This is a genomic window from Microcoleus sp. B7-D4 (genome assembly GCF_036705125.1).
Classification (GTDB): Bacteria; Cyanobacteriota; Cyanobacteriia; order Cyanobacteriales; family Microcoleaceae; genus Microcoleus.
In genome coordinates, this window is sequence record NZ_JAUBTT010000022.1 from 23,158 (window position 1) to 49,202 (window position 26,045).

A 26,045-nucleotide genomic window follows, 5' to 3' on the forward strand; every position below is an offset into this window, starting at 1 on the left:
CTCCCCAACAATCAGGGGGATTTAGGGGGAGCGAGATATGTGCAACTTCATAAAAAATTGGTATTATGCGATCGCAACTGAGCTCAGTATAATCTCTGAGACAGAGGGTAAGTGACAGCATTCTGTCTAACTGCTGGGAAATCATTAATTACGCACTGCCAGCTATCCTTACCGGACTCTGCGGCCCAAGGAGTGCAAGTGCTGTACAATATCGGTGCTGGAATATCTCGATCGAACATCTGTAATTGTGAAACATTTAGTGTTAATTGGCGGCGGTCACAGTCATGCTATAGTATTAAAAATGTTCGGTATCAACCCGCTGCCGGGAGTGCGTTTGACTCTGATTAGCGATGTGCTGCACGCGCCTTATTCGGGGATGCTGCCGGGACACGTTGCCGGGTTTTACGATTATGATGAATGTCACATCGATTTGCGATCGCTCGCTGAATTTGCCGGATGTCAAATATTAATCGATCGGGCGATCGCGATCGACCTTAACAAAAATTTAGTTATTTGTCAAACTCGTCCTCCGATTAATTTTGATGTGCTTTCTGTGGATATCGGCAGCACTCCTGCGACTTTATCTGTACCGGGTGCGGCAGAATATGCAATTGCAGCTAAACCCGTACCGGAGTTTTTAGCTAGCTGGAATCAGTTAATTTCCGCAAGGCAAAATCATCCCCAAAAACCGCTGCGGATAGCCATTGTCGGCGGCGGTGCAGGCGGCGTAGAATTAGCCTTAAATATGCAATCTCGATTGGGGAAGGAAGAGGGAAAAAGGAAGAGGGAAGAAGGAAGAGGGAAGAAGGAAGAGGGAAGAAGGAAGAGGGAAGAAGGAAGAGGAAAGAAGGAAGAGGGAAGAAGGAAGAGGGAAGAAAATTTAGAAAATTTATCATCAGAAATTCATTTGTTTCACAGCGGTGCTGAATTAATGCCGGCACATAACCAGCGAGTGCGTCGCCGCCTGAAAGAAATTTTGATTAGTCGTGGGATTAAACTGCATTTAATGGAAAAAGTTAGTGTTATAGAAAAGCCAGAAACGATTGACATAGAAGATAATCAAGAATGCCCGATGCCCAATGCCCAATGCCCAATGCCCAATGCCAAAATTTCCTGTCAATCAGGTTTAGAATTAGAGTGCGAGATCATTTTTTGGGTGACACAAGCATCGGCAGCCAATTGGATAAGAGAATCCGGTTTAGCAGCAGACTCAAACGGCTTTATGCAAGTCAACGATTGCTTGCAATCAGTCTCTCACCCCAACGTATTTGCGGCGGGCGATATAGCTGCGATGGTTAATTATCCTCGTCCCAAAGCAGGCGTGTTTGCCGTGCGTCAGGGCAAACCGCTGTTTGAAAATTTGCAGCAGTTTTTATTGGGAAAACCGCTGAAACCCTTTGTACCGCAAGAACAATACTTAGGCTTAATTGGTACTGGGAATAAAAGGGCGATCGCATCTCGCGGATCTTTGATGTGGGAATCGGCGCTGCTGTGGTACTGGAAAGATTGGATCGATCGCCAATTTATGCAAAAATTTAGCAATCTGCCCAAAACCCGCAATACCAAATAGCAAGACATTCAGATATTCTCCTCTCTTCCTCTGTGTCAAGAGCGTCCTCTGCGGTAAATAAAAAAAGTCTTATTGAAAAACCCTTTAAGCTTGCTATAGTAATATCAGAAGTAAGAAAAACTAACTATGTTCAGAAAAATTGGATTTGGGCTGCTTTGGATTGCATTTATCACCTACGCCTTTGTATTTGCACCACCCGACAGCCCAGAAAAAACCATCACACTAATTACCAATATTTCCACAGGCAAAATAGCAGACATCAACCCTTTAATTGTAGCGTTATTCAACCTCATGGGAGTCTGGCCGCTCATCTACAGTTGCGTCTTATTTGCTGACGGCAGGGGCCAGAAAATACCTGCATGGTTATTTGCCACTTTATCCTTTGGCGTCGGCGCTTTTTCCTTGCTGCCTTATTTAGCCCTGCGCGAACCGAATCCAGAATTTCCCGGTCATAAAAATATCTTTTTAAAGATATTAGACTCCCGTTTTACTGGAATTTTCTTAACATTAGCTGCGGTTGGTTTAGTTGCCTTTGGCTTGACAAACGGCGATTGGTCTGATTTTATTCAGCAGTGGCAGACTAGCCGCTTTATCCATGTAATGAGTTTAGATTTTTGTATGCTTTGCCTACTATTTCCTGCCTTATTAGGAGACGATATGGCGCGCCGAGGAATGCAGAACTCTACAGCATTTTGGGCAGTAACATTAGTACCGCTGTTCGGGCCGCTGGCTTATCTGTGTACGCGCAAACCCCTACCGGAAATTAATACTGAAACTGTTACAAATTAGACAGCAGTGCAGGGAATTTTCAGTTTAATCTAGAAATCCATCACAAGTAATCAGACAAGAAACAGGCAAGATGCCTGTTTCACAACCATAAGTAAGTTTTATTGTGGGTCGTTGCTCCTAGTAGCCCGCCCATGAAACACTGATTACAAATACTGCCAAATCTGAGTATTAATGTAAATAATTATCTCCCAGTCTCTAGCAAATGAAAAAATTTCCTATTGTTGGCATCACAACATACAACCGCTGTTCAGCAGGCGAATATCGCTTAAATGGAACTTATATTGATGCAGTTCAGGCGGCTGGTGGCATTCCGATTTTACTGCCGCCCCATCAATTAGATCCGGCTAGTATTTTGGATGCAGTAGATGGTTTGATTTTTTCCGGGGGCGGAGATATCAACCCAGAACTGTATGGCGGTTATGTCGATCGCACAGTTTACTCGGTTAATGCAGAACGCGACAATTTTGAATTAAGCTTAGCAAAGCTAGCTTTGAAGGCTGACATACCTGTGTTGGGGATTTGCCGGGGAATGCAAATTTTGAACGTAGCCAGCGGCGGCAGTTTGGTGATTCACGTACCGGATGCTTACGGAGATGAGGTTAATCACGGATCGGGAATTCCCCCGCGTGCGATCGAGCATACCATTGAAATTGAGCCAACCTGTCGGCTAGCAAAAATTATGGGAAAAACTTCAACAACAGTTGTTTCCTGGCATCATCAAGCAGTGCGGAAGGTAACATCCGATTGGCGAATTGTAGCCGATGCACCTGACACTGTGGTAGAAGCAATGGAACACTGCTATCACCCTTGGATGATAGCAATTCAATGGCACCCGGAAATGTCGCCAAACTGTTCATTTAACTCTCGAATTTTTCAGGCTTTCGTAGAAGCAGCAGCTTCAAAATTTATGAATTCTACCAAGTCAGCATCACAAACAATTCATACATTTGGATAGTCACTTATTCTTGATAGTCAGTATCTATTTCAATATCCAGGGTATCTTCATCTATTCTGACATACAGAACATTCGGGCGACAGCAAACCTGACAATCTTCGATATAAGATTGCTCCATACCACCGCTGATATCAACAAAAGTTGTACTCGGTTCGCCGCAGAAAGCACAGTAATATTCAGCCGTTGTTTGCATCTTTCTCGCACTCTCTTTTTGTGACTTCGTGGCGGTAGCGAAACATATCTGTTAACCGCATTTCCACCCACCAACCTAACAACAAATCGACAATTGGGCCGCCCGGTATCGAAAATGCGTTAGCGAAGCCCTCGAAGAGGATCGCATCTGTCAATCTAGTCTTGCCATTTTCTGAGGTAAACTCGTGTCGGTGAGTCCAACGTGCCATCGGCCCCTCAGTTTGTTCATCAACAAACAAGCGATATTGTTCGCACTCAGTGTGAGTCGCCACCCATTTTACAGGAATCGGCCCCAATAACAGGCGAAATTCTGATACAGCACCCACATCGAGTCCCCCTTCGCGGCGAATGATTTTCACCGGTTGCCAAGGCGGAGTCAAAAGTTGCAGAATGTCCGGCCTTTCGTGAAAGTTCCAGACTGCTTCAACGGTAGCATTAATTAAGGATGAATATTTAAAATTGGGCATTTTCTAGATTAAGTTAAACAGTTATTTGCGATCGCGTTTCAGCATTTGCAGTATTATCCTCTGTATCAGTACAAACAGCAACAGTTAGTTTCAATCCCAAAGCATTCAGCCAAGTTCCCAGATTATAAATCGCATCACTTCCTTGCTGTGACAGCAATTCATCCAGTTTTTTTAAGTGCAATTCATATTGTTCTGGAGTCATTTTTGGTAGACCCAAAGCTTCTGCTACATCGCTGAGAGCTCGTTTTAGCAGTTCAGCTTCCGGCTCTTCCTCCTCTAATGTCGCCGTTATATAGGCTGCTGCTAGTTCTGGCTTTTTTCTGAGAGATTCAATCAAAAATGGATGATAAGGTAGGCTTTTAGGCATTGTCTTAACTCCTATAATCGGTCCAGTATTCTTTAGCTTGGCGGATATCTCTGTCTTGAGTGCTTTTATCGCCTCCGCAGATGAGAATCACAATTGTCATTCCTATTTGTCCAAAATAGATTCGGTAGCCAGGCCCATAATTGATTTTGAGTTCGCATACGCCTTCCCCCACGGAGCGATAGTCTCCTAAATTACCATCAGCAATTCGGTTAAGCCTAGATATAATCTTGGCTTGAGCATTTATATCTCTCAGTGAATCAAACCACTGATCGAAAGGCACTCTGTTGTCTGGCGTAGTATAACGCTGAATTTCTTTCGGTTGGACTTCGGGCATAATTATATTATAGTGCGTCACTCATCCCAGTATCCTGGCAATTAATTATACTCAAGAAATGCTACAGGGGAAAGATGGAAAAACTTAGCTAACTTTTGAATTTGACTCGCCGTCAGTTCCCGCTTTCCATTCATCACCTCAGATACCCAAGACTCGGATTCAAAAATATCAACCAAATCTTTTTCTTGAATATTGTCTTCAACCATCAATGCTTTGAGTAGTGCGATACCTTTCAAGACTGGCATTGGCTCATGTTTTTGTTCGTAATCATAAACAAGAGTACCCAACACGTTTAAGTAATCTCGATCGTCCTGCGTGAGATGGCTCCGACTCACAATAGAATCAATCCGATTTTGTGTAGCGATTAACTCAGCTTCACAAGTAATTGGACGCGGTGGAAAAGTTGTGATGATCTCCATATAGTAGCTACTAGGAGTTTTTAAACCCGTCGTCATTTTTCCAGTTCTCCTTTTTACTAAACGGGACTTAGTGAATTCTCACATTCTTGATTTGGCTGTCGTGTTGTATGACTCATCGCCTCAGCCAAATGCTTCTTCAAAGTCGCCTCCGGTAGCGGCCCTTTTAAATGAATCCAAGGCAAAACCTGATCCAATTCCCACTCTTGAAAAACATAAAAATCCATATCAGGCAACTGTCCCCGCAACTCCTTAAAAGCCCGCCGATAACTGCCCAAAGTATCGCCGTAATGCCGAACTAATTCCAACAGCCGAGACAACCGCCGATCGCCCTTTGACAACAAACCCTGAATCACCGACCAATTATAGCTTTCAGGTCTAAATTCTAAACCTAACTTCCGCAATTCTTTATCTAAAAACTTCAGCCTCTTCTCCGCATCTTTATTCACTCCAAACCACTGAAAAGGAGTGTGAGATTTCGGGACAAAAGTGCTGCATCCCAGAGTCAACCGCAAACCGGGAACAGCTTTTCTAATCGCCCGCATCATCGCCACCGTTTCCTCTAAATCCTCCATTTCTTCGCCGGGAATTCCCGCCATACCGTAAAGTTTAATTCCCTTTAAGCCGCCAGCCTTAGCATTGCTCGCCGCTTGGATAATTTCGTCATTTGTGAGTTTTTTGTTAACGATTTTGCGGATGCGATCGCTCCCGCTTTCCACCGCAATTGTCACAGATTTGCTGTCTCTGTTTGTCAATATTTCTGCTAGCTTAACTGTCACCGTATTCGTCCTTACCGAAGAAAGACTCAGCCGCACGCCGTCGTATTTCGGATGATTCAAATGATCCAGCAACGCTTCAAATTCCGGGTGCTGAGTCACCGAAGCACCCAACAAACCCAAACGATTAGTCACAGCTAAGCCGCGATCGATCGCCGGAATTAGCGAAGCCTCCAAACTCGCAGTTCTAAACGGCAAAGTCAGATAACTTGCCAAACAAAAACGGCACATTTCTGGACAACTCCGAACCACTTCCACCATGTAAATATTTTCCCAAGCCGCTTTTTCTGTCACCACAGTGGAAGCAGATAAAGTATTGCCGCGATAAGTCTGTTTTTCAACCATACTGGGAATTCCCGAATCGACAGGCTGAATCGATTTAATACCCTCAGCCGCATCCAGATAAGTTACTTCGTACAAACTGGGGACGTAAACTCCCGGAACTTGGGCTAAATGCCGCAATTTAGTTTGTCTGTCGGCGGTACGGACTTCTTTATAAGCATCAATAAAATTATCAATGAGATGTTCGCCATCTCCCAGCAAAATCACATCAAAAAAATCGGCAAAAGGTTCTGGATTAGCAGTAAAAACCGGGCCCCCGCCGAATACTATCGGATGATTATCAGTTCGTTTAGAAGCCCAAATCGGAATTTCGAGAGATTCCAATAAATTTAGAATATTTACATAGTCTAGTTCCCAAGAAAGCGAAAATCCCAGTAATTCTGGATGTCGGGGAAGTTGTTCGCGGATATCAGTAAATAAACGGCCCACTTCAATATCCGATCGCACAGCCAAAGTTGCCCACACTATCTGATAGCCGAGACTGGTAATACCCACCGTGTACTCGTTGGGAAAAGCAAAAATAGTCGGGATAGCATCAGCATCGGGGGTTGCTGGGGCAAATAGTAAGCGTTCTTGAGCAAATGGATTAGGATTCACGGGCAAATTTAGTTTTAACAATAGGTCTGTTCTTATCTCATTTTAAGCCATTTCCAAAGTCATTGTAGGGTGCGTCAGGGTTGAATGTGGCGACCACAAACTAAGAATCTCCCCCCTGACGCAGCCTACAGTTAGTTAGCTGTTACATCCGTTACATCCGAAGAAAGCGAATCGGTTGGCGAACTTCCTTATTGCTTCTTCAAATTTACTCTGAAATAGAATCGCCATCGTCTTGCCTTCTCGGCGGCGGTGGACTGTGAAAAGTTGCAATCAGCAAACAGATAATCCCAGCATTAATAAACACATCGGCCAGATTAAATACCGGGAACCGAATTATCCGAAAATCGATAAAATCTACAACGTGGCCCGAAACAAATCGATCGATCCCGTTCCCCAGTGCTCCCCCCAAAATCAAACCGTAGCCAGCTTGTTCCCAGCGGTTAATTCGCGGCCCGAACCAAGCTAGTACCATCAATCCGACACTAACGGCCAAAGACAGCCAGCGCAACCAAATCGCCCCGCCATTGCTGAACAGACTAAAAGCCGCACCGGTATTAACAACATAAGTGAAGTGAAACACCCCAGGTAACAGTGGCTGCGTTTGCGGAGGAACCGTCAATTCAAAATTTTGCACCACCCAAAACTTAGCCAGGTGGTCTAAAACTAAACTGATAACAGCAGCAACCCAGAACAAGGGATTTCTTTTAAAACGCATGAATTAAGCAATAGAAAATGGGGCATCGGACATGAGAGAATTTACTCCAATCTCACTTGTCATTGCGAGCAAAATGCAGTGGATAAAAGCAATCCCAGCCGCAGCGAGATGACTCTCCCGTTTGGCAATGTATAGTATAACCTTATTTTGCACAATTACCTGTTACCTCTTCCTCCTTCCCTCTTCCTTCTTCCCTCTTCCCTCTTCCCTCTTCCTTCCTTCTTCCTTCTTTCTTCTTCCTGACATCCGTTACATCCGTTACATCCGTTACATCCGTTACATCCGTTACATAATCCGTTGCCGAACTTCCTTCGCAATCAATAAAACATCAAGCGGCGCAAAGTAAATGACAGCACTGCGATCGCACAAACTACCGCCAATTGTCCCGGCAGGGGATAAACCGAATATTTAAGAATCTCATCGAATAAAGGTGTTGTTTTTGCCGGAGGCAGCAAGTAAGTAAAAATTAGATAAATTAAGCCGATCGCGTGAACAGTGAACAAACCGCACAAACAGCTAAAAGCCATAGATTCCAGCCGCGAAGCCACCTTAAAAGCCACCCAGCCGCACACCCAAGCACCAGGCACAAAACCCAGCAAATACCCAAAACTCGCTTCTTTGAGATAGCCGATGCCGCCGCCTTGAGAAAAAACTGGCCACAAAGTTAATCCTAATGCCAAATAGGCAATTTGCGAGAGAGCCGCAGCATTTTTCCCCCCCATGCAGCCTACTAGCAAAACGGCTCCAATTTGATAGGTAACACCTAAAGAGTACGCCTGAAGTCCTCGATCGTCCCACAACCCAATCGGAATTGTGACAGATGCAGGCAAAAAAGTGCCTCCTATCGTCAGGAGCAAACCAATAACAGCCCAGATTAATTCAATAGGAGCAGGCATTATAGCAGAAGAAAGAAGGAAGACCGAAGTTGCAATCGACCGTTTATGTTTGTGCAATTAAGAACGTCCTAACCGTCAGGGCGGTTGCTATATCATCAAACGGCATTCCTCAGAATGTATTTGTCAGATGCAAGCTTCCATGCCCGCAGCTTTTAAATTCTTAATAATAGCACTACTATCAAAATAACCACCATTGTATTGTTTTCTGATTCTCAAGCCTCGATCTTGTGATAATTTAATAGGGAATTTTTCGCGATCCTCTTCGAGGGCTTCGCTAACGGGCGATCGACTGCTTGTTTCCGTAGCTCGGTTTCTGCCATATACCTTATATGTTGACACTTGTCAAGCTCATATATAACATTAATAATATTAATTAATATTAAATTGCCATTAAGTGTAAAGATTCTTAACCTAACCTTTACTTTTGCGCGCTATGCTGATGCGGGACACCCATATAACGATCGCAGATTTTTTATACCTATGCTTTTTCGTCTCAACTTGATTAATCCAAAGCGTCTGACTACAGCAATTACCGTAATGGCGATCGCCCTCAGTGTAGCAGCTTGCCGCAGTGACAGCCCAAACACGAGCACCAGCCCCAGCCCCGGCGGCGACACCGCAGCATCCCCCGGCGCATCCCCCGTTGCAGCCACGGGCACAGCGGAAAACACCAAACTCGCCCTAGCCTCAGACGTAGCCATCACCGCAGCCGGCGCCTCATTCCCCGCCCCCCTGTACCAGCGTTGGTTTCAAGACTTCAACAAAATCAACCCCAAAGTACAAATTAACTATCAATCAGTAGGCAGCGGGGCCGGAGTCGAACAATTTACCAAAGGCACAGTAGACTTTGGGGCCAGCGACACCGGCATGAAAGACGACGAAATCGCCAAAGTTCCAGCAGACAAAGGCGTGATACTGCTGCCCATGACAGCCGGCAGCATCGTCCTGGGCTACAACCTGCCAGACTTAACCGAACCACTGAAACTGCCGAGAGACGTTTACACAGATATCTTCGCCGGTAAAATTACCAACTGGAACGATCCCAAAATTGCAGCGGCAAACCCGGGCGCTAAATTGCCAGACCAAGCCATCACCATCGTCCACCGTTCCGACGGTAGCGGTACCACCGCCGTCTTCACCAAACACCTGAGTGCCATCAGCCCCGACTGGAAAAGTGCAGTAGGCGACGGCAAAACAGTACAGTGGCCCGTAGGCGTAGGCGCAAAAGGCAACGAAGGCGTCACAGCCCAACTCCTGCAAACCGTCGGCAGCATCGGCTACGTAGAATACGGCTACGCCAAAAACAACAATCTCAAATTTGCATCTTTGGAAAACAAAGCAGGCACATTTGTAGTACCTAACGACGAGTCAGCTTCTCAAGCTTTAGCGACTGTGCCGCTGCCGGAAAACCTGCGAGCATTTATCGAAGACCCCGAAGGCGCTCAATCCTATCCAATTGTCACCTACACTTGGATGCTAGTCCCCAAAACAGTTACTGACCCCAACAAAGCCAAAACCATCGAGGCAATGGTTGAATACGGCTTGAATGAAGGTCAAAAAGTTAGTTCCGAATTGGGCTACGTTCCTCTGCCCCAAAACGTTAAAGAAAAAGTAGCCGCGGCCGCTGACGGCATCAGCCCAGACTACAAGATTGAGGTTGCCAAATAGTAATTGAAGGAAGAAGGAAGAGGGAAGAAGGAAGAAGGAAGACGGAAGAAGAAAGAGGGAAGAAGGAAGAAAAAAAGAGAGATATTTCTGTAGGGGCGGGTTTTACCAGAAATATTTGTTGAAAAGTCAGGGGATTAATAAACCCGCCCCTCTTTGATTTTATTTATCGTCTTTCTTTCTGCTTCCTTCTAGCTTTTTCCGAAACAGGCTATTTTCCGCTACTATATATTTGGTTTTTTTTTCTATGATTTCAGATAATAACAGCGCTCCATCACAGAGCCGATCGCGCTCTGGGGCAGAAAAATCCTTAGATCAAGGCTTTATCTGGCTGACGCGGATTTTGGGAATAGGAGTTGGTGTAATTTTGCTGGTAATCGCCCTCACCGTTGGTTACAGGGCTTTACCGGCGATTCAAGAGTACGGTTTGGGATTTCTATTTGGCAGTAGCTGGAATCCGGTTAAAGAAGAGTACGGTGCACTGCCGATGATTTACGGGACGATCGTCAGTTCGGCGATCGCGCTCCTAATTGCTGTACCATTAGGAGTAGGGACTGCCATCTTCTTGAGTGAAGATTTTTTGCCGCTGCCAGTCCGCACAGCTTTGGTTTTTTTAGTAGAACTTTTAGCTGCCATTCCCAGCGTAGTCTACGGTTTGTGGGGAATTGCTGTATTGATTCCCCTGATTACCACTCTCGGCAAGTTTCTCAACGGCACTTTCGGATGGCTGCCGATTTTTAGCACCTCGCCAGTTGGGCCGGGAATGTTACCAGCAGGAGTAATTTTGGGAATCATGACTTTGCCCATTATTACTGCTATCTCCCGCGACTCTTTGGCAAGTCTCCCGCCCGATTTGCGACAAGCATCTCTAGGTTTAGGGGCTACTCGGTGGACAACGATTTTTAGGGTACTCGTACCGGCGGCTTTTTCCGGCATTGTCGGCGGAATTATGCTTGGGCTCGGTCGCGCGATGGGAGAAACAATGGCTGCGACTCTGTTAATTGGCAATTCCAATCAGTTAAGTCTTTCTGTGCTAGCTCCGGCAAATACAATTGCTTCTCTGATGGCAAATCAGTTTGCGGAAGCCTCCGGGTTGCAAGTAGCAGCTCTGATGTACACTGGGCTAATTCTGTTTATTATGACACTGATTGTTAATATTTTGGCAGAGTGGATTGTTTCTCAAGTAAGAGCGAAGTACAACTAGAAGTTTGCCGCCATTTCCTACATATTTTTAGTTTATGTCAAATAGCGTCTCCGATGAGAATCCTTTGGTATCGAAAACAGGCAGTTTAAAGAAGGTTAAAAACAGCCCGCAAGCGCTGTTTAGTCTGGGGATGACTGTATTGGCTGGAGCTAGTCTGGCCATCACTCTGCTGCCTTTGTTTGCAGTTCTTTCCTATGTCACCGTACAAGGTTTCAATCGCCTGAATTTAGACTTGTTTACCAAGCTGCCACCGCCGCCCGGACTATCGGGAGGCGGTATTGCTAATGCAATTCTCGGTACATTGATGACGGTGGGAATTGCTTCTTTAATTGCTGTTCCTTTTGGCGTATTGGCCGCCGTTTATTTGTCGGAATTCAGCAGCGGCCAAGTAGCTCGCTGGGTACGCTTTGCTACTAATGTCCTCAGCGGCGTTCCTTCGATTATTGCAGGGGTATTTGCCTACGGTTTGTTCGTGGTAAATATGGGAGGTTTTTCGGCAATTGCAGGGGGCGCGGCGCTGGCCGTGCTGATGTTGCCGACGATTGTGCGGACTACTGACGAAGCTCTACAAATCGTCCCGCAAGATATTAGATGGGCGTCGGTTGGTGTGGGTGCTTCTAATTATCAAACGGTGTTGCAGGTGGTTTTGCCTGCGGCAATTCCGGCTATTTTAACGGGTGTGACGCTGGCAATTGCTCGCGCTGCTGGAGAAACTGCTCCTTTGATTTTCACGGCGCTGAATTCGCCTTTTTGGCCGGCAGGATTTGATAAGCCAACTCCGAGTCTTTCGGTTTTGGTGTACAACTTTGCAACGGTTCCTTTTAAGGCACAGAAAGAATTGGCTTGGGCTGCATCTTTGATTTTGGTGTTTATGGTTTTGCTGACGAGTATTCTTTCTCGCTGGGCTACTCACAAAAAAGTGTATTAAAGGGTGAGTTTTAAAAAGGCATTCATGCACTTATGGTGAAGGCCGAATGTAACCCAGGTTTTGAGTAAAATTTGAGAGGATTGTTACCTGTATGATGATGGATTTAGACAAGCAAACGGAAACAGTTTTGCGGACAGAGAATATCAATATTTTTTACGGCGCTTTTCACGCGGTTAAAAATGTTTCAATGGAAATTCCTAAAAATCGCATTACTGCCTTGATTGGGCCGTCTGGCTGCGGTAAAAGTACAATTCTGCGATGTTTTAACCGCCTCAACGATTTAGTTAACGGTTTTCGTTTAGAGGGTAGAATTGATTACAAGGGTCAAAATCTTTACGATCCTGATATTGATGCTGTGGAGGTGCGCCGCAAGATTGGGATGGTGTTTCAAAAGCCGAATCCTTTCCCGAAGTCGATTTATGACAATATTGCTTACGGTGCGAGGGTGAACAATTATAAGGGGGATATGGATGAGCTGGTGGAAAAATCGCTCAGCCAAGCTTATTTGTGGGATGAGGTGAAGGATAAGTTGAAGCAAAGCGGTTTTTCTCTTTCGGGTGGCCAGCAGCAGCGTTTGTGTATTGCTAGGGCGATCGCGATTAATCCTGATGTAGTGTTAATGGATGAACCTTGCGCTTCTCTTGACCCGATTTCTACGATTAAGATTGAGGAGTTGATGCGGGAACTCAAGGAGAAGTATACGATTGTGATCGTTACTCACAATATGCAGCAGGCTTCTCGGGTTTCTGACCTCACAGCTTTTTTCAATGCTAAACTTTCTGACGATGGGAAGCGGTTTGGCTATCTTGTGGAGTGTGACAAGACTGAGGTAATTTTCCAAACTCCGAAGGAAGAGTCTACTTTAGATTATGTGAGTGGCCGTTTTGGTTGAGTCCCCGACAGGTTGAAACGTGTCGCTACAAAAACTATCGTCCCTCTTTAAGAGACTAAAAACATTTAATTTACTGAGTCTGGTAGCGACAAAAAAAACCTCGTAAAACTTTTCTGAATTTAGAATCCCGCTTTCTTGGAGAAGGCGGGATTCTGGGTTTTATGTTTAATAGCTCGATCGCATTTTTTGCAGATACAAGCCGCTGATTTTTGTGAAGAAATGCTCGAAGAGTTCACCAAAAAACTGGGCGGAGCGTAGCGGAGGGCTGAAGCCCCGTCCTTTCAGGACGGCTTTTCCTTAACCTTGAGGCTCCTGATTGACTATAAATACATCAGTTTTAGTTCTATCTACAGATTTGCAGCGATCTTCAACGAGTGCCAATTTAGATTCCTGCCTCTAAAAAATCTCAACGTTTGTTCACGCTCTTTTCCGGTGTTTTGCTGTATTATATTACAACAAGGAGGACTACTCATGTTTGGCTGTCAACAAAATGTAATTCGGGCTGATTCAGATGTTCAAGCTATTCTTGAATACCTGTGTTCCGAAGCTGCCAAGCTTTCTAATTGCGGAACTTACTATGGCCGCCAGCTATACTTTAAAACTGGTAAAATCCCAAGCCGTGCTCAGTTGCACAAAGTTTTGGGGACTGAAAATCGGAACCGACACTATCAAGCGTTCTACTCTGATACTGCCCAACAAATATTGACGGGCGTAGCAGAGTCTTTTAAGTCATTTATGGGATTACTAAGAGCTTTTAAAAGTGGGGTAATTACGGAACGCCCGAAACTACCAAAATATCGTCAAGGCGGAAGGGCACTTGTGACATTTACAGGTAGGTCGGTAAAACTCAAAGATGGAATGTTGAGATTCCCCCTTGGAAGCAAGGTTAAAGCGTGGTTCGGCTTAGATGCGTTCTTTTTACCGATACCCTCTAATCTTGATTTTAAGTCGATTCGAGAGTATCGCATTCTTCCTCGTAACGGCTGTTTCTACCTAGAATTGGTCTACAAAGTAAACCAAATACAGGCAGATATAGACCCGACTAAGTGCTTAATGATTGACCACGGCGTAGATAACTGGCTAACTTGCGTGAGCAATGTCGGTACAAGTTTTATTGTTGATGGCAGGCATTTAAAATCGCTCAATCAGGGATACAACAAACGGGTGGCATTTCTGATGAAGGGAAAAGCTAATGAATTCTGGTCTAAAAGACTTGCCTGCTTAACAGAGAAACGTAACCGCCAAATGCGAGATGCCGTCAACAAGGCAGCAAGGAAGGTAATAAACCACAGCTTAAAAAATCGGATAGGAACGATTGTATTCGGCTGGAATAAGGGACAAAAAAAATCTGCCAATATGGGAAACACAACTAATCAAAAGTTTGTGCAAATCCCTACGGGCCGATTAAAAGATAGAATTGCTCAACTTTGTGAGCAGTACGGATTGAAATTTGTGGAAACGGAAGAATCTTATTCATCCAAAGCGTCGTTTGTTGATAATGATTCGCTACCTACATTCGGCGAAAAACCCGAAGGGTGGCTTCCAACTGGCAAACGAGTTAAGCGTGGTTTGTACAGAACAGCTCAAGGTTGGTTGATTAATGCAGATTGCAATGGTTGTGGGAACATTGGTAGAAAAGTAGCGATAATGCTTGGACTCGATCTAAGCGGAATCGGTAGGGGTGCTTTGTCAGCGCCTTTAAGACTTAAATTATGGTCTTAAGAATCCCCGCAGCTTCAGCGCGGGGAGTGTCAAATATTCTTCATCCAATGCTTGAACAGGTTTTCTTTAACCATACTTTGCCGCATAACTTCGAGCAAGTATTCCTGAGCTTGGTCTTGGCTTAACCTTTTGACTTCTTCGCGCAGCACTTGAAGTTTGAACTGCTGTTCCATGCTGAGGCTGGTTGTAGGCATATCCATAAATCGCTCCTCCAGTTTGCTGAGATTAATGCGAAATTGATCGCAATGACGTTTCGCAGGATTTGTTGTGTCTCCTACATTGTAAACTATCATAACATTCCCTTGACAATATGTCCAAAGTAGACATTTTGAAACTAATTTGTGTCGCAAAAGTACATCAAAGTGGGGGGAGCCTTATCATAAAAAGGCGTAAAGACAGGGAAGCCTAAGCCAAAGGAGCTAGTTCGTATGGATGCAATGGAGTTTTTTCAAAGCAGTGCTGGGGAGTGGCGTTCTCAGCGCAGCACTCACCACCTCGCTTTCCGCCAAGCGGAGATTGGGGATTCAAATATTCAGGTAACGGCGCTGGGTGCGGATGACGCGCGAGTGGCCGATATTTGCAAGATGCACGAAGTTGATCCGAGCCGGGCTGCTGGGGGGGCTTTTGTGACTTGGCACGGCTCGATGGCGTGGGATAAGGATGATGAGAATCATAAAGGGTCTACGGTGTTCGCGATCGTCCCCGATCCTGAAAATCCCCGGCAGGGTTTGATGTTGCGGGAACGCGGCTATGCGGAAATTGTGCCGGTGGCTGGCCGTTTTGAGATGGATGACGAGGATGGGCTGCTGCTGATTACGGAATACGAGACGATGAGTTCGATCGAGCGTTTCTGGTTTGCTAATCCGAACGTGCGGATGCGGACGAGTACCGTAAAGCGCTTTGGCGGTTTCAGCACATCGACTTTTTGTACCGAAATTCGGGTGCAACCAGACTCGGATGCAACATCAGAAGCGGCAGCAGATCAAGTGGCCGCCAGCGAGTTTTATTCGGCTCTGGGTTGGTAATTTGGCTGTTGGATGTTGACTGTGGACTGTTGACTGCTGACTGCCCACTGCCCACTGCCCACTGCCCACTGCCCACTGCCCACTGCCCACTGCCCACTGCCCACTGACAACTGACAACAGTCAACAAATGTTACAGATTGTTGCAAAAATTCAGGAAAATCAGATTTAGATTGCGGGAATCCCCTAATCTGTATGTTGGTTAGTTGTATCCGTTATGCTGGCAGCTCACGGTGTCAACTATTTCTGAAATTTGAGATAACGGAGATTTTAACGTGGCGCTTCCTTTATTAAGCTACGCCCCCAAGAGCCAAAACCAGCGCGTTGCGGGTTTTGAAGTAGGCGGCGACGAGCAGCCGAGAATTTTCACAACTGAAAATGTGCTCTCGTCTGGAGACATGGAAAATTTGATTTGGGCTGGATATCGCCAGATTTACAGCGAACACCAAATCCTCAAGAGCAACCGCCAAAAGTCTTTGGAGTCGCAACTCAAGTTCGGCCAAATTACTGTGCGGGACTTTATTCGCGGTTTGGCGACTTCTTCTCCTTTCTTGGAGCGGAATTATCAAACTAACAGCAATTACCGGTTTGTGGAAATGTGCGTGCAGCGCATTTTGGGCCGGGATGTGTACAGCGAGCGCGAAAAGATTGCTTGGTCGATCGTGGTAGCCAATAAGGGGCCTCAAGGCTTTATTGACGAGTTGGTCAATAGCGAAGAGTACCTGGAAAAGTTCGGCTATGACACAATACCTTACCAGCAGCGCCGAATTTTGCCTCAGCGAGTTGGAGGGGACACTCCTTTCAACTTGAAGACGCCCCGCTACGGTGAGTACCACCGTTCGCAGCTTGGCTTCCCGCAAATCATCTGGCAAACCAGTGTCCGCCGTTTTGTTCCTCAAGAACAGCAGGCGAAGGCTGGCGATCCGTCCAACTATTTGGGTATGGCGCGCAATATGCCCATTCCTACTACTCCGCCGCAGCGCGTGGCTCTGGCTAATATCAATATCGAGACGATGGTTCCCCGTCGCCGGTAATTGATGCTGCCCTGATGCGATTATTTGTGTCGGGCGATCGACTGAATCGATCGGCTTTTAGGCTGAGAGAGTTTTGAGTCTTGAGTTTTGAGGTTTGAGTTTTTTGATAAACTTGGAATCCAAAACTCGGGACTCATAATTTTTTGTCATTAGTCATTAGTCATTAGTCATTAGTTATTAGTCATTAGTTATTAGTCATTAGTCATTAGTCATTAGGAAGAAAAATAATTCGACCTTTTCTCATTGTTAACTATAAGTGCATAGGTGCATTTATGCAGCCGCAATATAACGAAAATGCTGGAAAATCATTGCGTCGCCATGCTAAAGAGCTTCGTACCAAAGCCTTATACAGGTAAGGTGCCGCAACAGGGTTGGTGTTGTTGCCACTGCTGGTATACGCGGTAGCACCTTTTGCTCCTTTATTTTTATTTTTGGTCGCGGCTATTTTGATAGGGGCATTAATCGCCCTTCCGTTGATTGAGGACGGGAAAACGTTTTGGAAGTCGTCTCAGAGATTTGACCAAGGGGCCTGTGGTGAAGAAAAGATTCAGCAAGTTTTGAAGTCCCTAATCCAATCTGGATGGATAGCTGAGTACAACTTAAGATTGCCGGAAGTAGGCGATATCGATGTGTGGCTGCGATCGCCTAAAGGAGTCAATTTTATCCTTGATGTGAAGGGGAGCATCTCATATTTGTAAAAATACTTCTTCTGGCTCCTTCCTTCTGGCTCCTTCCTTCTGCCTCTTTCCTTCTGCCTCCTGCCTCCTGCCTCCTGCCTCAAAACTCCAATTTCTAGCGGAGGGCTGCAAAGGTGAGATGCTCCCGATGTGAAGTCTCACTCAACCGTAGTTCTGTTGGATGGGGATGTGCTCAAGCGTCAATCTTACGGGAAATTGATAGATTTTAAGAAAGATTTTCTGGCACAGATTGCCAACCAAGCTACGGCCATCAAAAAAGCTAAGAAGTTAACCAAGGTCACTCCAGTAGTTGTATTTAGCGATGCCAAGGTGAGTTTTAGCAACAAAACGAAGATTAGGGGTGCTTACTTGACACTCCCCATCCTATAAGGACGGGGATTCTTGGTTCAATGAGTCGCCATAACCTAGCAGGGTTTCCCCAACTAAACTAGAGGGCATCTCTCCCCAAGCGTTAATTTCGGCGTGCCCCGCCGTATTTTGGGCGCGTTTCAAGATGTTAATTGCTGCGTTGGTGTCTCGATCTGCCGAATACCCGCAATGCGGACAAATGTGCGTTCTAGTTGATAGAGACTTACTGACTTTTTTGCCACAATTCGAGCAATTCTGACTGGTATTGTGGGGCGATACAGCTACGGTTTTTGTTCCGTAGACGCTCCCAAAATAATCCAACCACGTCCGAAACTTAGACCAAGCGGCATCACTAATCGACTTAGACAGTTTTCGGTTCTTTACCATGCCCTGAACATTTAAGTCTTCATAGGCGACCAAATCGTTAGATTGGACGTAACGGAGTGCCACTAAGAGTGACAAACTCTTCTCGCTGCCTACTTACTCTTAGATGTTTCCGAGCATACCGATTTTTGGCCTTCTTGTAGTTATTAGATTGCGGTTTACCCTTTTTGAACTTTTTGGACTTTTTCCGGTTGGCGCGGTTTAATTGCTTTTCTGATTTGCGATAAAATTTAGGATTTTCGACTATCCCTCCCTCACTATCAGCCAAAAAGTATTTAATTCCGACATCAATTCCTACCGCACGATTGGATGACTTGCAATCTTTGAGAGCGCTCCGAGGAGCATCGACACAGAATTGCACGTAATACCCATCACTACGTCGGACAATCCGTACCCTTTTAATTTGCTCTATCTGATAAAAATGCAAGTCTCGACTGCCTTTTAATTTCAGCATCCCGATACCTTTCTTATCAGTAAAGTTAATGCGTTTCCGGTCTGATGAAAGTTTCCAGCCACCAACCTTGTACTCGATCGAGCGACTGTTTTTCTTGAACTGCGGATAGCCCTTTTTACCCGGCTTTTTGTTTTTACAGTTGTCGAAAAACCGATCGATCGCGCGTTGGGCATTTTCAACAGCAGCTTGACAAGCATGACTGTACAAGTCTTTGACAAGGCCAAACTCTGCTCGCAATTGAGTGCAATATTTATACAGTTCTTTTCTGCCGACACCGCGATTGTCCATCCAGTACCGCAGGCATTTATTCCGAATAAATTGCCCCGTGCGAATAGCTTCATCGATCTTGTCGTATTGTTGCTTTTTCCCGTAGGCTTTGAACTCAAAAACTAGCATGGTTCGACCTGGGCAGGCTGCTGTCTTATACTACCATATATTTGACGTTAATTCCAGAATTTATAGAATTAAAGCCGTCCTATAAGGACGGGGCTTGTATCCCATTCTTTTGGTCATGGAACTGGGCAATCTGGTGTCAGGGTTGCAAGAACTCGATCGCACCTAGAGGAGTAGATAAGATTGGGAGAAATGAGATAAACGGCTACATTGATATGTTGGACATCAACCAATTTGCACACAGCAGTACATCCCAGACTTGCACTAGCATCTAACCCACATTCCGCACCCCCAACTCGCACACACGCAGTTGCGGTGCCTCTTGAGAGTCCTTAGCCCAAGATAATAGTCAGTAAAAATACCCTGAATTCTGTGTCAGGAGCACATCAACCAGTTGGAGGACTCTCAAAATTGACCTTACGGGCATGATTCATATCTTTTTAATCTATAAAAACTCAAAAATCTAGTTCTAACTCAATACGCTTGGGCCCGTGGAAAATTGTAACGCAAATGTTGGGCGGAGTGAAACCGAGGGTTCGTTTTTCAACCCAACCTACGCACGATCGGTTTTTTTAGCACTAACCCAAGCGTATTGGTGGAACATCTTCCTCTCTATTCTCCAGAGTTACAACCAGCCGATCGGTTATGGAAATTGGTGGATGAACCGTTGGCTAATACTTGTGTTGAAACTATAGATGAACTCCCAACAATATTAATTGAACGATGTCGGTTTCTCCAGGAGAATATGCAGGTAGAAATTCGGAATCTAACCAACTATCATTGGTTAACCTCTGACTAATTTGTTTCAGACTTTTGAAAGCCGGATTCCGTATAATGTGCCGCCACAGGTTCAACCAGTCATTGAGAATAAAGTGGACAGCCAGTGATTAGGTTTCAACAAGCTTGGTTGACAGCCCCGCAAATTCGCCGCCGGGAGTCACCCAGCCAGCTTTTTGAGTACATTTGCACCGAGGAATTTCACTTTAAAAGTATGAGGGATTACAAATTAGGAATTATATTAGCTCTCTACTTTGCGGTAGCAATCCCTAACTTAGCTCCCTTAATTCGGCGTAATCGATCCATAACTTCCACCACATTTCCGTGATTGACGTTTTTATCCGCATTCAGCACAATTAATGAGTTCGGATTTGACCCCATTACCTGTCGCACTGTACTCTCAATCTGCTCTAAGTTGACTAACTTTTTATCAACCATTAATTTTCCCCGATCATCAATGGTGACGGTAATTTTAGCAGGCGAGTCCTGAACTTGAGAGGTTGAGGCTTTCGGTAAATTTACGGGCAAACCCTCGGATTTGGATAAAGACAGAGAGGAAACAATTAAAAACGTCAATATCGCGAAGACCACATCAATCATTGGCACGATGTTAATCTGGGGAATACTATCAGGTTCATCGGGTAGGCGCATAATTAGATTCTCTTGGTAATTTTTCGTAGCGGTGACGGTACAATAGCTCTAACTGGCCTCCAGCTTCCTGAATAAAAGCAATCTGCTGTAAGTAAAACCCGCGAAACATATTGGCAAATAAGAGCGTAAAGATTGCCACAACTAACCCTATTGCCGTAGAAACGAGGGCTTCGCTAATCCCAGAAGTAACGCCTGTGGCATTGGTGCCCGTGGCATTCCCCAGTTTGAGGGAGGAAAACGTGGTAATTAACCCCAAAACTGTTCCGAGCAACCCAAATAGTGGGGAAAGGCTGATAATGGTGTCAAATATTGTATTGAATCGCTTCAGGATGGGGATTTCTGCCTGAGCGCCACTCTCTAGGGCCAAACGAAATTCTTCGATGTTGGGCGAGTCTAATTCTAAAGCTTCTAAAAAAATCCGGGCTAGGGGCAAATCGCCGTTTACTTGTAACTTTTTGATGGCGGAATCGGGGTTTTGACTGTAAAGCTGTAGCACTTCTCGCACCACTCGCCGCTGCCGCCTATTTACCCTAAACCAAAAGGCAAGACGCTCTACGATCAGCGCGACTGCTGCGATTGACGAGGCAAACAGCGGCCAAGCAACAATGCCTGCGGCGCGAAAAATGTAAATGAAACTATCCATTGCTTTGTACTCTCGCTAGCTCTGTTGAGTGATCGCAAGCTGCCTAATGGTGCAATTAGCCCGTGAGAAGGCTGGTAGAGTTTCTGCGTCAAGTCGGCACAAGTGATTCAGGCTGCGAATTGTTTTACTCAAGCGCGATCGCAAGCGCGATCGCACTACCTGTATGTGACTATCTTCGTCTGTACCCAAAATGCTCCTACTGTGATCCCGACCGAGCTCGCGACAGATTGTTCTGCCAGTGCTTCTTTGCTAAATATTTGCGTTAGGACTTGACAATAACCTTCAATAATTCAAAAGATTCTCAACTAGGTTTCCACAAAATTTAGGGTTTGTCAAGTCATGAGCCACCCTATAAGATAATCATTATTTATTAAATATATCAATTTAATTGGTTTTGCTAATTAATTAAAATTTATGAAAAGCTTGAGAATGTGGAAATTCGTTGGTTGATTACGGGCGAGAGTATTGCCGTTCAGGCATTTTGGCACCTAGCCCTGCCAGAATCAGAACATTGACAGCACCCACGAGAGCGACGTGCACCCAAAGGAAATGCTGATTGATAGCGTCTAGTCGCTATCTTACAGTTTAATAATGAAAATTAATTGCAAGAGTCTTGAACAGGGTGACAGTCTTCTTATAGGATGGGTAAGTTCATCATTGATAGCAAGCTCAACCCGCAGTTGGTAGCTTGTTTCGGGTTATGTCGGGGAGCCAGCGAGGACGTTGCCAACCCATCCATCAAGGAGATTCATAAGGCATGAGTTTTTCAAATGTTTCGGCGACGCAAAGACAACAACAAGAAGAAGCTCTCAAAAAAGTTCTGGCGATCAGTCTGTTAGCCTCAACCTTACTGCACGGTGTCGCACTGCCGTTGAGCCTCAAGTTGGTCAAACCTGCGGAATTTGCAGAGGATGCAATTGAAATTGTTGTGCTTGATGAGCCCAAAGTAGAGGAAACCGAGCCAGAGCCGACTATTCCAGAAAAGGCATCTCCCCCGCCTGAGACGTTTAAACCAGAACCGCCACCAGAGCCAACTCCCGCAGAGGAGCCTCCGGTAGCGGTAACGCCACCGCCGATTCCAGAGGAGCAGCCGGTAGCGGCAACGCCACCACCGATTCCAGAGGAGCCACCCGTAGCGGCAACGCCACCGCCGATTCCAGATGAGCCTCCGGTAGCGGTAACGCCACCGCCGATTCCAAAGGAGCAGCCGGTAGCGGCAACGCCCCCGCCGATTCCAGAGGAGCAGCCGGTAGCGGTAACGCCACCGCCGATTCCAGAGGAGCCACCCGTAGCGGTAACGCCACCACCAGAGATTAAGAAAGAGCTGCCCTTAACGGAAACTTCGCCACCAACTCCCATCGAGCCTTCCCCCCCACCTCAACAGGATTTCAATTCCCCAGAAACTCCTAAAACCCCGATCGCCAAGGAACCGGATACCCCCTCGCCCGATCCTCCAAAAAGCGAACCACCCGTTACCGCCTCCCGCCCCAAGGGTGCTGGAAGTTCCACAGACTTTACAAAAGATGCTGGAAATCCCAACTCCTCCGACAGCCCTGAAAAAAATAACCCGCTCTCGTCATCTGCTTCGGCGGGTAGCGGGGAGCCTTCTGATGAGCCATTAAATCCTTCTTCCGGGCCCCTACAGCGATCGCCCGCGGCTGGCTCACCAGTCACAGCTACTAGGCCAGGAGGCGGTAGTAACTCTGGAAATGCGATCGGGGATCTCACAAACCCTTCCTCCTCTGGTAGCCCCGGAGGAAGTGCGCCGAACTCACCATCCGGTGCCAGGGAAAATGGCAACATACCTTCGTCAGATCCATTTGCGACTGGTTCGGGGCGATCGCCCCGAACACCTGCAGCTGGCTCGCCAGTCACGGCCACCAGGCCAGGAGGCGGTGGCAATTCTGGAAATGGGAGCGGAGGTTTAGGAAACCTCGCCACCTCTGGTAGCCCTGGAGGTGGAGGCCCTGGAGGCGGAAGCCCGGTCGGAAGTGCGTCGAACTCATCACCCGGTGGAGGTGGAAATGGCGGCGGAGGTTCGTCAGGGCCATTTGGCAGCGGTTCCGGGCCAGTGCCAAAACCGACAAATCCGGGAAGAGGGGGGAGTCCTTCGGGCTCTTCCGGCCGGCTTCCCGACACTTGCATTAGCTGCGGTAGACCTGAATATCCGAGCGCAGCCAGAGAAGAAGGGCGGCAAGGCGAAGTGGAAGTCGTGTTTGACATTGACCCCAACGGTAAGCCATTCAACATCAAGATTTCGACTCCTAGCAAATACAACGACTTGAATCGCGCAGTGATTAAAGCAGTAGAAAAATGGAAACTTGCCTCATCAGAGAGTGGCATTAAAGGAGAAAGAGCATCCATTACCTTCCAGCTCGATAAGTAGGGATTTTTTTGAAACTCTAGCAATTTGGCTGGGAATTCTATAGCACCGTCCAAGGAATAGCAAAATTAAAAGTTGAATTTTTTGTGAATTATGAATTTGGGAATGTCGTCAGCAATATTAAGTAAACTTCCGCGAGTTGGACTCGCTCTCTTACTTGGTTCCAACTTGGGAATGGCTTTGTTGTTTGCCAACCCTCACAGCGCAATGGCAGGAGTAATTACTTTACCCGATGGCGGACGTTGCGAGGGAGAATTGAGTGAGGGAAAACTCAGCGGTTCCGGCATCTGTCAATATGCCAACGGCGATCGCTACGAAGGCCAATTTATCAACGGCAAACCTCACGGTCAAGGCATCTATACCTTTAAAGAAGAAGGTCGATACCAAGGAGAATTTGCCTTGGGTGAATTCAACGGTAAAGGTGTCCGCGAATTTGCTAACGGCAACCGCTACGAAGGTACTTTTAAAAACGGTGAGTTCGACGGTACAGGCACTTTTACCTCAACTAACGGCATTCGTTACGAAGGCTCTTTTACTAATGGTTCTCCCAGCGGCCGAGGGGCTTTTACCTTCAGTAATGGTACTCGTTGCGAAGGAGATATTAAAGAAGGAAAAGTTAACGGCAAAGGGGTCTGTCAATATGCTAATAAGAACCGCTACGAAGGAGAGTTGCTGAATAACTTGCCTCACGGGCCGGGAATTTATACCTTTGCTGAAGGAGGCCGTTATGAGGGGCAATTTAGTGAAGGGCAATTTCACGGTAAAGGGGTTCGCGAATATCCGAACGGCAACCGCTATGAAGGAGAGTTTGTGAAGGGCAACACTCAAGGTCAGGGGTTGTTTACTTTTAAAGAAGGGGGACGTTATCAAGGGCCGTTTGACAATGGAGAATTTAGTGGTGAAGGTGTCCGTGAGTTCGCCAATGGAAATAGCTATAAAGGCACTTTTGTCAAGGGTAAGATGAGCGGGAAAGGAGTTTACGTTTTTAAGAATGGCGATCGCTGCGAAGGCGAATTTAGCGATGGTCAGTTCAACGGTAAAGGTACCTGCATTTACGCCAATGGCGATCGCTATCAAGGTGAATTCCTCAACGGGCAAAAACACGGGCAAGGTTCTTATCTATATGCAGATGGAACGAAGGTAGAGGGAAATTGGCAACAGGGACAGCTCCAAAAATAACCTTAGTCTTCCGATTGCCTGGGGAGGCGAATTTGGCTGCAAATGAAGCTGACGGTGCTTTGGGTGTATTTCGCTCAGTATGGTTCGCTCCAGGGAAAGACGATCGCTTTCAAGCGGTTGCGGGCGATTCTTTTGTCGCTGCGATTGAGTTCTCTCTTCCGGTGAAAGCGATGGCGCTAAACAGTTACGGCAACGCCACTCCACCTGGTTCGCCCCACGCCGGCGATCGGTGGCAGCTCTTTGCTCGTAAGGAATTGCGCCCTGTATGGCGATCGCGATCGGAAATTGAAGCTCACCTGAGTTCGCGCCAGAAACTATAGCAGAAGGAACAAGGAAGAAGGAAGAAGGAAGAAGTTAAAAAGGCGTTGCATAATTGCGGGATGATTTTGATTGTTTTGTGAGATGGGCCCATGAGCCCGAAGGCGTGTATTTTCACAGCAGGCGGGACGCCTAACCCCTACTCCCCACAAGAATCATCCTCAAATTGTGCAACGCCAATAAATCTTGTTTGCAGTACGCCAACCAGTTGGGTCAAATTCTTTCCACATAGACTTTCTGTGAACAGTTGTCGGGCGTTACGAGTCTCTCATCAGCGCGTTTGAGTCTTCAATCCGGGTATGAGCGCTTGTTTTCACGTTTTGTTGTCGGGCTGTTCGGCTGCAGGCTCCGGGGCGATTTCAGTCCCAGCCAGCTTCGATATCAGCTTCAGGGGCTTTACGGCTATCGACTTTAAGCATATTAGGCTAGATGACATTAATTATCAAGAGTTTTTCAGCCAATTTGTTGACTGTTATCGTTTCCTATATGATGATCTTTCCTAACTTTTGCCCTAGCATTTTAGGCGATCGTTTGTCTGATCCTGACCATAAACCATAATAGGCAAGTGGTGTGTAACTAGAGTAAGGGGTAACACCCCCCTATCCGTAAAATGCAAAAAGTTTTCATTAGTTAACTCTTGACAGATGCAAGTGCTCTGTTATCTAATTAAGGCACTTTCTCATTAAGCGCCCAGCGATTACTTCCTTTAACCGAGTCCGGTGCCAACCGTGGTCGATCGTCCAGAGCGCCACCGGAATGAGGCTTTCGCCCTCACGCGCCTCCTGTATTCCCAGACAAATGCCACTAGCGACGGGAGAATCGGATCGAACTGCGCCCGACAACTGGGCCGGATCTTGGGCAGGTCAGTTTCAAGAGACACAGAAGAGCAGCAACGCTGCCACAAATCATGTTGTGCAAGCAACGCAAACCACAT

At 46.3% G+C, this 26,045-nt stretch carries 31 protein-coding genes; 15 read left to right on the plus strand and 16 right to left on the minus strand.

The features are described 5' to 3' along the window. Positions 1-301 precede the first annotated feature (301 nt). From QUB12_RS11260 to QUB12_RS11270, 3 genes are all read left to right on the plus strand, one after another. The gene (locus QUB12_RS11260) at positions 302-1,570 is read left to right on the plus strand and encodes an FAD-dependent oxidoreductase (protein ID WP_445300661.1); all 1,269 of its coding nucleotides are present in this window, start codon (positions 302-304) and stop codon (positions 1,568-1,570) included. A 126-nt stretch (positions 1,571-1,696) separates the two neighbouring features. Further along, positions 1,697-2,359 carry a DUF2834 domain-containing protein gene (locus tag QUB12_RS11265; RefSeq protein ID WP_333139469.1) on the plus strand — a complete coding sequence of 221 codons (663 nt, stop codon included), beginning with the start codon at positions 1,697-1,699 and terminating at the stop codon, positions 2,357-2,359. A 202-nt stretch (positions 2,360-2,561) separates the two neighbouring features. Continuing rightward, positions 2,562-3,314, plus strand: a complete 753-nt coding sequence (locus tag QUB12_RS11270; RefSeq protein WP_333139471.1) for a gamma-glutamyl-gamma-aminobutyrate hydrolase family protein — start codon at positions 2,562-2,564, stop codon at positions 3,312-3,314. A 4-nt stretch (positions 3,315-3,318) separates the two neighbouring features. Here QUB12_RS11270 and QUB12_RS11275 read toward each other — a convergent pair whose 3' ends face one another. The 9 genes from QUB12_RS11275 to QUB12_RS11315 form a co-directional block, all read right to left on the minus strand. Continuing rightward, positions 3,319-3,507, minus strand: a complete 189-nt coding sequence (locus QUB12_RS11275) for a CPXCG motif-containing cysteine-rich protein (RefSeq protein ID WP_006635525.1) — start codon at positions 3,505-3,507, stop codon at positions 3,319-3,321. Beyond that, entirely contained in the window at positions 3,491-3,973 is a 483-nt protein-coding gene (locus QUB12_RS11280; RefSeq protein WP_333107082.1) for an SRPBCC family protein, read from the minus strand. The genes QUB12_RS11275 and QUB12_RS11280 overlap by 17 nt, the downstream gene beginning before the upstream one ends. Before the next feature lie 13 nt (positions 3,974-3,986). Beyond that, on the minus strand, positions 3,987-4,340 hold the full coding sequence (locus tag QUB12_RS11285; RefSeq protein WP_333139473.1) for a transcriptional regulator: 354 nt from the start codon (positions 4,338-4,340) through the stop codon (positions 3,987-3,989). A gap of 4 nt (positions 4,341-4,344) precedes the next feature. After that, the gene (locus QUB12_RS11290; RefSeq protein WP_333139475.1) at positions 4,345-4,674 is read right to left on the minus strand and encodes a type II toxin-antitoxin system RelE/ParE family toxin; all 330 of its coding nucleotides are present in this window, start codon (positions 4,672-4,674) and stop codon (positions 4,345-4,347) included. 41 nt (positions 4,675-4,715) lie between these two features. Continuing rightward, on the minus strand, positions 4,716-5,129 hold the full coding sequence (locus QUB12_RS11295; protein ID WP_333139477.1) for a transcriptional regulator: 414 nt from the start codon (positions 5,127-5,129) through the stop codon (positions 4,716-4,718). A 20-nt stretch (positions 5,130-5,149) separates the two neighbouring features. Beyond that, a complete protein-coding gene (locus QUB12_RS11300) occupies positions 5,150-6,805 on the minus strand; it encodes a radical SAM protein (protein WP_333139479.1) in 1,656 nt (551 codons plus the stop codon). A 205-nt stretch (positions 6,806-7,010) separates the two neighbouring features. After that, positions 7,011-7,520 (minus strand): signal peptidase II, encoded by a 510-nt coding sequence (gene lspA / locus QUB12_RS11305; protein WP_333139481.1) that lies wholly within the window; start codon positions 7,518-7,520, stop codon positions 7,011-7,013. 317 nt (positions 7,521-7,837) lie between these two features. Next, positions 7,838-8,416, minus strand: coding sequence for a biotin transporter BioY (locus QUB12_RS11310; RefSeq protein WP_333139483.1), 579 nt, complete (start codon positions 8,414-8,416; stop codon positions 7,838-7,840). Positions 8,417-8,539: 123 nt separating this feature from the next. After that, on the minus strand, positions 8,540-8,755 hold the full coding sequence (locus QUB12_RS11315) for a hypothetical protein (RefSeq protein ID WP_333139485.1): 216 nt from the start codon (positions 8,753-8,755) through the stop codon (positions 8,540-8,542). Between the two features lie 141 nt (positions 8,756-8,896). Here QUB12_RS11315 and pstS point away from each other — a divergent pair, with 141 nt between their 5' ends. The 5 genes from pstS to QUB12_RS11340 all read left to right on the plus strand — a co-directional run bounded on the left by pstS (position 8,897) and on the right by QUB12_RS11340 (position 14,827). Next, positions 8,897-10,084: a phosphate ABC transporter substrate-binding protein PstS gene (gene pstS, locus QUB12_RS11320; RefSeq protein WP_333139621.1), complete on the plus strand. Its 1,188-nt coding sequence runs from the start codon at positions 8,897-8,899 to the stop codon at positions 10,082-10,084. A gap of 244 nt (positions 10,085-10,328) precedes the next feature. Further along, positions 10,329-11,285, plus strand: coding sequence for a phosphate ABC transporter permease subunit PstC (gene pstC / locus QUB12_RS11325; RefSeq protein WP_333139487.1), 957 nt, complete (start codon positions 10,329-10,331; stop codon positions 11,283-11,285). A 34-nt stretch (positions 11,286-11,319) separates the two neighbouring features. Continuing rightward, positions 11,320-12,213 (plus strand): phosphate ABC transporter permease PstA, encoded by an 894-nt coding sequence (gene pstA / locus QUB12_RS11330; protein WP_333139489.1) that lies wholly within the window; start codon positions 11,320-11,322, stop codon positions 12,211-12,213. Between the two features lie 91 nt (positions 12,214-12,304). Then, a complete protein-coding gene (gene pstB, locus QUB12_RS11335) occupies positions 12,305-13,105 on the plus strand; it encodes a phosphate ABC transporter ATP-binding protein PstB (RefSeq protein ID WP_333139491.1) in 801 nt (266 codons plus the stop codon). 471 nt (positions 13,106-13,576) lie between these two features. Further along, positions 13,577-14,827, plus strand: a complete 1,251-nt coding sequence (locus tag QUB12_RS11340; RefSeq protein ID WP_333139493.1) for a transposase — start codon at positions 13,577-13,579, stop codon at positions 14,825-14,827. 29 nt (positions 14,828-14,856) lie between these two features. On the opposite strand, the gene QUB12_RS37565 is transcribed toward QUB12_RS11340, so the two are convergent. After that, on the minus strand, positions 14,857-15,120 hold the full coding sequence (locus QUB12_RS37565; RefSeq protein ID WP_445252011.1) for an NblA/ycf18 family protein: 264 nt from the start codon (positions 15,118-15,120) through the stop codon (positions 14,857-14,859). Positions 15,121-15,255: 135 nt separating this feature from the next. Here QUB12_RS37565 and QUB12_RS11350 point away from each other — a divergent pair, with 135 nt between their 5' ends. From QUB12_RS11350 to QUB12_RS11360, 3 genes are all read left to right on the plus strand, one after another. Next, entirely contained in the window at positions 15,256-15,852 is a 597-nt protein-coding gene (locus tag QUB12_RS11350) for a phycobiliprotein lyase (protein ID WP_333139497.1), read from the plus strand. Positions 15,853-16,124: 272 nt separating this feature from the next. Further along, positions 16,125-16,883 (plus strand): phycobilisome rod-core linker polypeptide, encoded by a 759-nt coding sequence (locus QUB12_RS11355; protein WP_333139500.1) that lies wholly within the window; start codon positions 16,125-16,127, stop codon positions 16,881-16,883. A 380-nt stretch (positions 16,884-17,263) separates the two neighbouring features. Then, on the plus strand, positions 17,264-17,581 hold the full coding sequence (locus QUB12_RS11360; protein ID WP_333139502.1) for an NERD domain-containing protein: 318 nt from the start codon (positions 17,264-17,266) through the stop codon (positions 17,579-17,581). On the opposite strand, the gene QUB12_RS11365 is transcribed toward QUB12_RS11360, so the two are convergent. Further along, positions 17,570-17,692: a hypothetical protein gene (locus QUB12_RS11365; RefSeq protein WP_333306770.1), complete on the minus strand. Its 123-nt coding sequence runs from the start codon at positions 17,690-17,692 to the stop codon at positions 17,570-17,572. The genes QUB12_RS11360 and QUB12_RS11365 overlap by 12 nt on opposite strands. Positions 17,693-17,710: 18 nt before the next feature. Between QUB12_RS11365 and QUB12_RS11370 the strand changes: the two genes are divergently transcribed. Beyond that, positions 17,711-17,950 (plus strand): hypothetical protein, encoded by a 240-nt coding sequence (locus tag QUB12_RS11370; protein WP_333139504.1) that lies wholly within the window; start codon positions 17,711-17,713, stop codon positions 17,948-17,950. On the opposite strand, the gene QUB12_RS11375 is transcribed toward QUB12_RS11370, so the two are convergent. From QUB12_RS11375 to QUB12_RS11400, 5 genes are all read right to left on the minus strand, one after another. Then, the gene (locus QUB12_RS11375; RefSeq protein WP_333300298.1) at positions 17,945-18,391 is read right to left on the minus strand and encodes a transposase; all 447 of its coding nucleotides are present in this window, start codon (positions 18,389-18,391) and stop codon (positions 17,945-17,947) included. The genes QUB12_RS11370 and QUB12_RS11375 overlap by 6 nt on opposite strands. Beyond that, positions 18,354-19,163 (minus strand): transposase, encoded by an 810-nt coding sequence (locus QUB12_RS11380; RefSeq protein WP_333139508.1) that lies wholly within the window; start codon positions 19,161-19,163, stop codon positions 18,354-18,356. The genes QUB12_RS11375 and QUB12_RS11380 overlap by 38 nt, the downstream gene beginning before the upstream one ends. A gap of 1,023 nt (positions 19,164-20,186) precedes the next feature. Further along, positions 20,187-20,588 carry a biopolymer transporter ExbD gene (locus QUB12_RS11390; RefSeq protein WP_333139509.1) on the minus strand — a complete coding sequence of 134 codons (402 nt, stop codon included), beginning with the start codon at positions 20,586-20,588 and terminating at the stop codon, positions 20,187-20,189. Beyond that, positions 20,572-21,231, minus strand: a complete 660-nt coding sequence (locus QUB12_RS11395; protein ID WP_333139512.1) for a MotA/TolQ/ExbB proton channel family protein — start codon at positions 21,229-21,231, stop codon at positions 20,572-20,574. The genes QUB12_RS11390 and QUB12_RS11395 overlap by 17 nt, the downstream gene beginning before the upstream one ends. A 15-nt stretch (positions 21,232-21,246) precedes the next feature. Next, a complete protein-coding gene (locus QUB12_RS11400; protein WP_333139514.1) occupies positions 21,247-21,420 on the minus strand; it encodes a hypothetical protein in 174 nt (57 codons plus the stop codon). Positions 21,421-21,988: 568 nt separating this feature from the next. Here QUB12_RS11400 and QUB12_RS11405 point away from each other — a divergent pair. The 3 genes from QUB12_RS11405 (at position 21,989) to QUB12_RS11415 (ending at position 25,113) form a co-directional block, all read left to right on the plus strand. After that, positions 21,989-23,617, plus strand: coding sequence for a TonB family protein (locus tag QUB12_RS11405; RefSeq protein ID WP_333139516.1), 1,629 nt, complete (start codon positions 21,989-21,991; stop codon positions 23,615-23,617). 102 nt (positions 23,618-23,719) lie between these two features. Continuing rightward, positions 23,720-24,793 (plus strand): hypothetical protein, encoded by a 1,074-nt coding sequence (locus tag QUB12_RS11410; protein ID WP_333139518.1) that lies wholly within the window; start codon positions 23,720-23,722, stop codon positions 24,791-24,793. Between the two features lie 32 nt (positions 24,794-24,825). Further along, positions 24,826-25,113 (plus strand): penicillin acylase family protein, encoded by a 288-nt coding sequence (locus QUB12_RS11415; protein ID WP_333300296.1) that lies wholly within the window; start codon positions 24,826-24,828, stop codon positions 25,111-25,113. The last annotated feature ends 932 nt before the right edge of the window (positions 25,114-26,045 follow it).

What these genes read in the sequence shown, in the direction of transcription:
- QUB12_RS11260 (WP_445300661.1), top strand. Translation starts at nt 302, where the DNA reads ATGTTCGGTATCAACCCGCTGCCGGGAGTGCGTTTGACTCTGATTAGC.
- QUB12_RS11265 (WP_333139469.1), top strand. Translation starts at nt 1,697, where the DNA reads ATGTTCAGAAAAATTGGATTTGGGCTGCTTTGGATTGCATTTATCACC.
- QUB12_RS11270 (WP_333139471.1), top strand. Translation starts at nt 2,562, where the DNA reads ATGAAAAAATTTCCTATTGTTGGCATCACAACATACAACCGCTGTTCA.
- QUB12_RS11275 (WP_006635525.1), bottom strand. Translation starts at nt 3,507, where the DNA reads ATGCAAACAACGGCTGAATATTACTGTGCTTTCTGCGGCGAACCGAGT.
- QUB12_RS11280 (WP_333107082.1), bottom strand. Translation starts at nt 3,973, where the DNA reads ATGCCCAATTTTAAATATTCATCCTTAATTAATGCTACCGTTGAAGCA.
- QUB12_RS11285 (WP_333139473.1), bottom strand. Translation starts at nt 4,340, where the DNA reads ATGCCTAAAAGCCTACCTTATCATCCATTTTTGATTGAATCTCTCAGA.
- QUB12_RS11290 (WP_333139475.1), bottom strand. Translation starts at nt 4,674, where the DNA reads ATGCCCGAAGTCCAACCGAAAGAAATTCAGCGTTATACTACGCCAGAC.
- QUB12_RS11295 (WP_333139477.1), bottom strand. Translation starts at nt 5,129, where the DNA reads ATGACGACGGGTTTAAAAACTCCTAGTAGCTACTATATGGAGATCATC.
- lspA (WP_333139481.1), bottom strand. Translation starts at nt 7,520, where the DNA reads ATGCGTTTTAAAAGAAATCCCTTGTTCTGGGTTGCTGCTGTTATCAGT.
- QUB12_RS11310 (WP_333139483.1), bottom strand. Translation starts at nt 8,416, where the DNA reads ATGCCTGCTCCTATTGAATTAATCTGGGCTGTTATTGGTTTGCTCCTG.
- pstS (WP_333139621.1), top strand. Translation starts at nt 8,897, where the DNA reads ATGCTTTTTCGTCTCAACTTGATTAATCCAAAGCGTCTGACTACAGCA.
- pstC (WP_333139487.1), top strand. Translation starts at nt 10,329, where the DNA reads ATGATTTCAGATAATAACAGCGCTCCATCACAGAGCCGATCGCGCTCT.
- pstA (WP_333139489.1), top strand. Translation starts at nt 11,320, where the DNA reads ATGTCAAATAGCGTCTCCGATGAGAATCCTTTGGTATCGAAAACAGGC.
- pstB (WP_333139491.1), top strand. Translation starts at nt 12,305, where the DNA reads ATGATGATGGATTTAGACAAGCAAACGGAAACAGTTTTGCGGACAGAG.
- QUB12_RS11340 (WP_333139493.1), top strand. Translation starts at nt 13,577, where the DNA reads ATGTTTGGCTGTCAACAAAATGTAATTCGGGCTGATTCAGATGTTCAA.
- QUB12_RS37565 (WP_445252011.1), bottom strand. Translation starts at nt 15,120, where the DNA reads ATGATAGTTTACAATGTAGGAGACACAACAAATCCTGCGAAACGTCAT.
- QUB12_RS11350 (WP_333139497.1), top strand. Translation starts at nt 15,256, where the DNA reads ATGGATGCAATGGAGTTTTTTCAAAGCAGTGCTGGGGAGTGGCGTTCT.
- QUB12_RS11380 (WP_333139508.1), bottom strand. Translation starts at nt 19,163, where the DNA reads ATGCTAGTTTTTGAGTTCAAAGCCTACGGGAAAAAGCAACAATACGAC.
- QUB12_RS11390 (WP_333139509.1), bottom strand. Translation starts at nt 20,588, where the DNA reads ATGCGCCTACCCGATGAACCTGATAGTATTCCCCAGATTAACATCGTG.
- QUB12_RS11395 (WP_333139512.1), bottom strand. Translation starts at nt 21,231, where the DNA reads ATGGATAGTTTCATTTACATTTTTCGCGCCGCAGGCATTGTTGCTTGG.
- QUB12_RS11405 (WP_333139516.1), top strand. Translation starts at nt 21,989, where the DNA reads ATGAGTTTTTCAAATGTTTCGGCGACGCAAAGACAACAACAAGAAGAA.
- QUB12_RS11410 (WP_333139518.1), top strand. Translation starts at nt 23,720, where the DNA reads ATGTCGTCAGCAATATTAAGTAAACTTCCGCGAGTTGGACTCGCTCTC.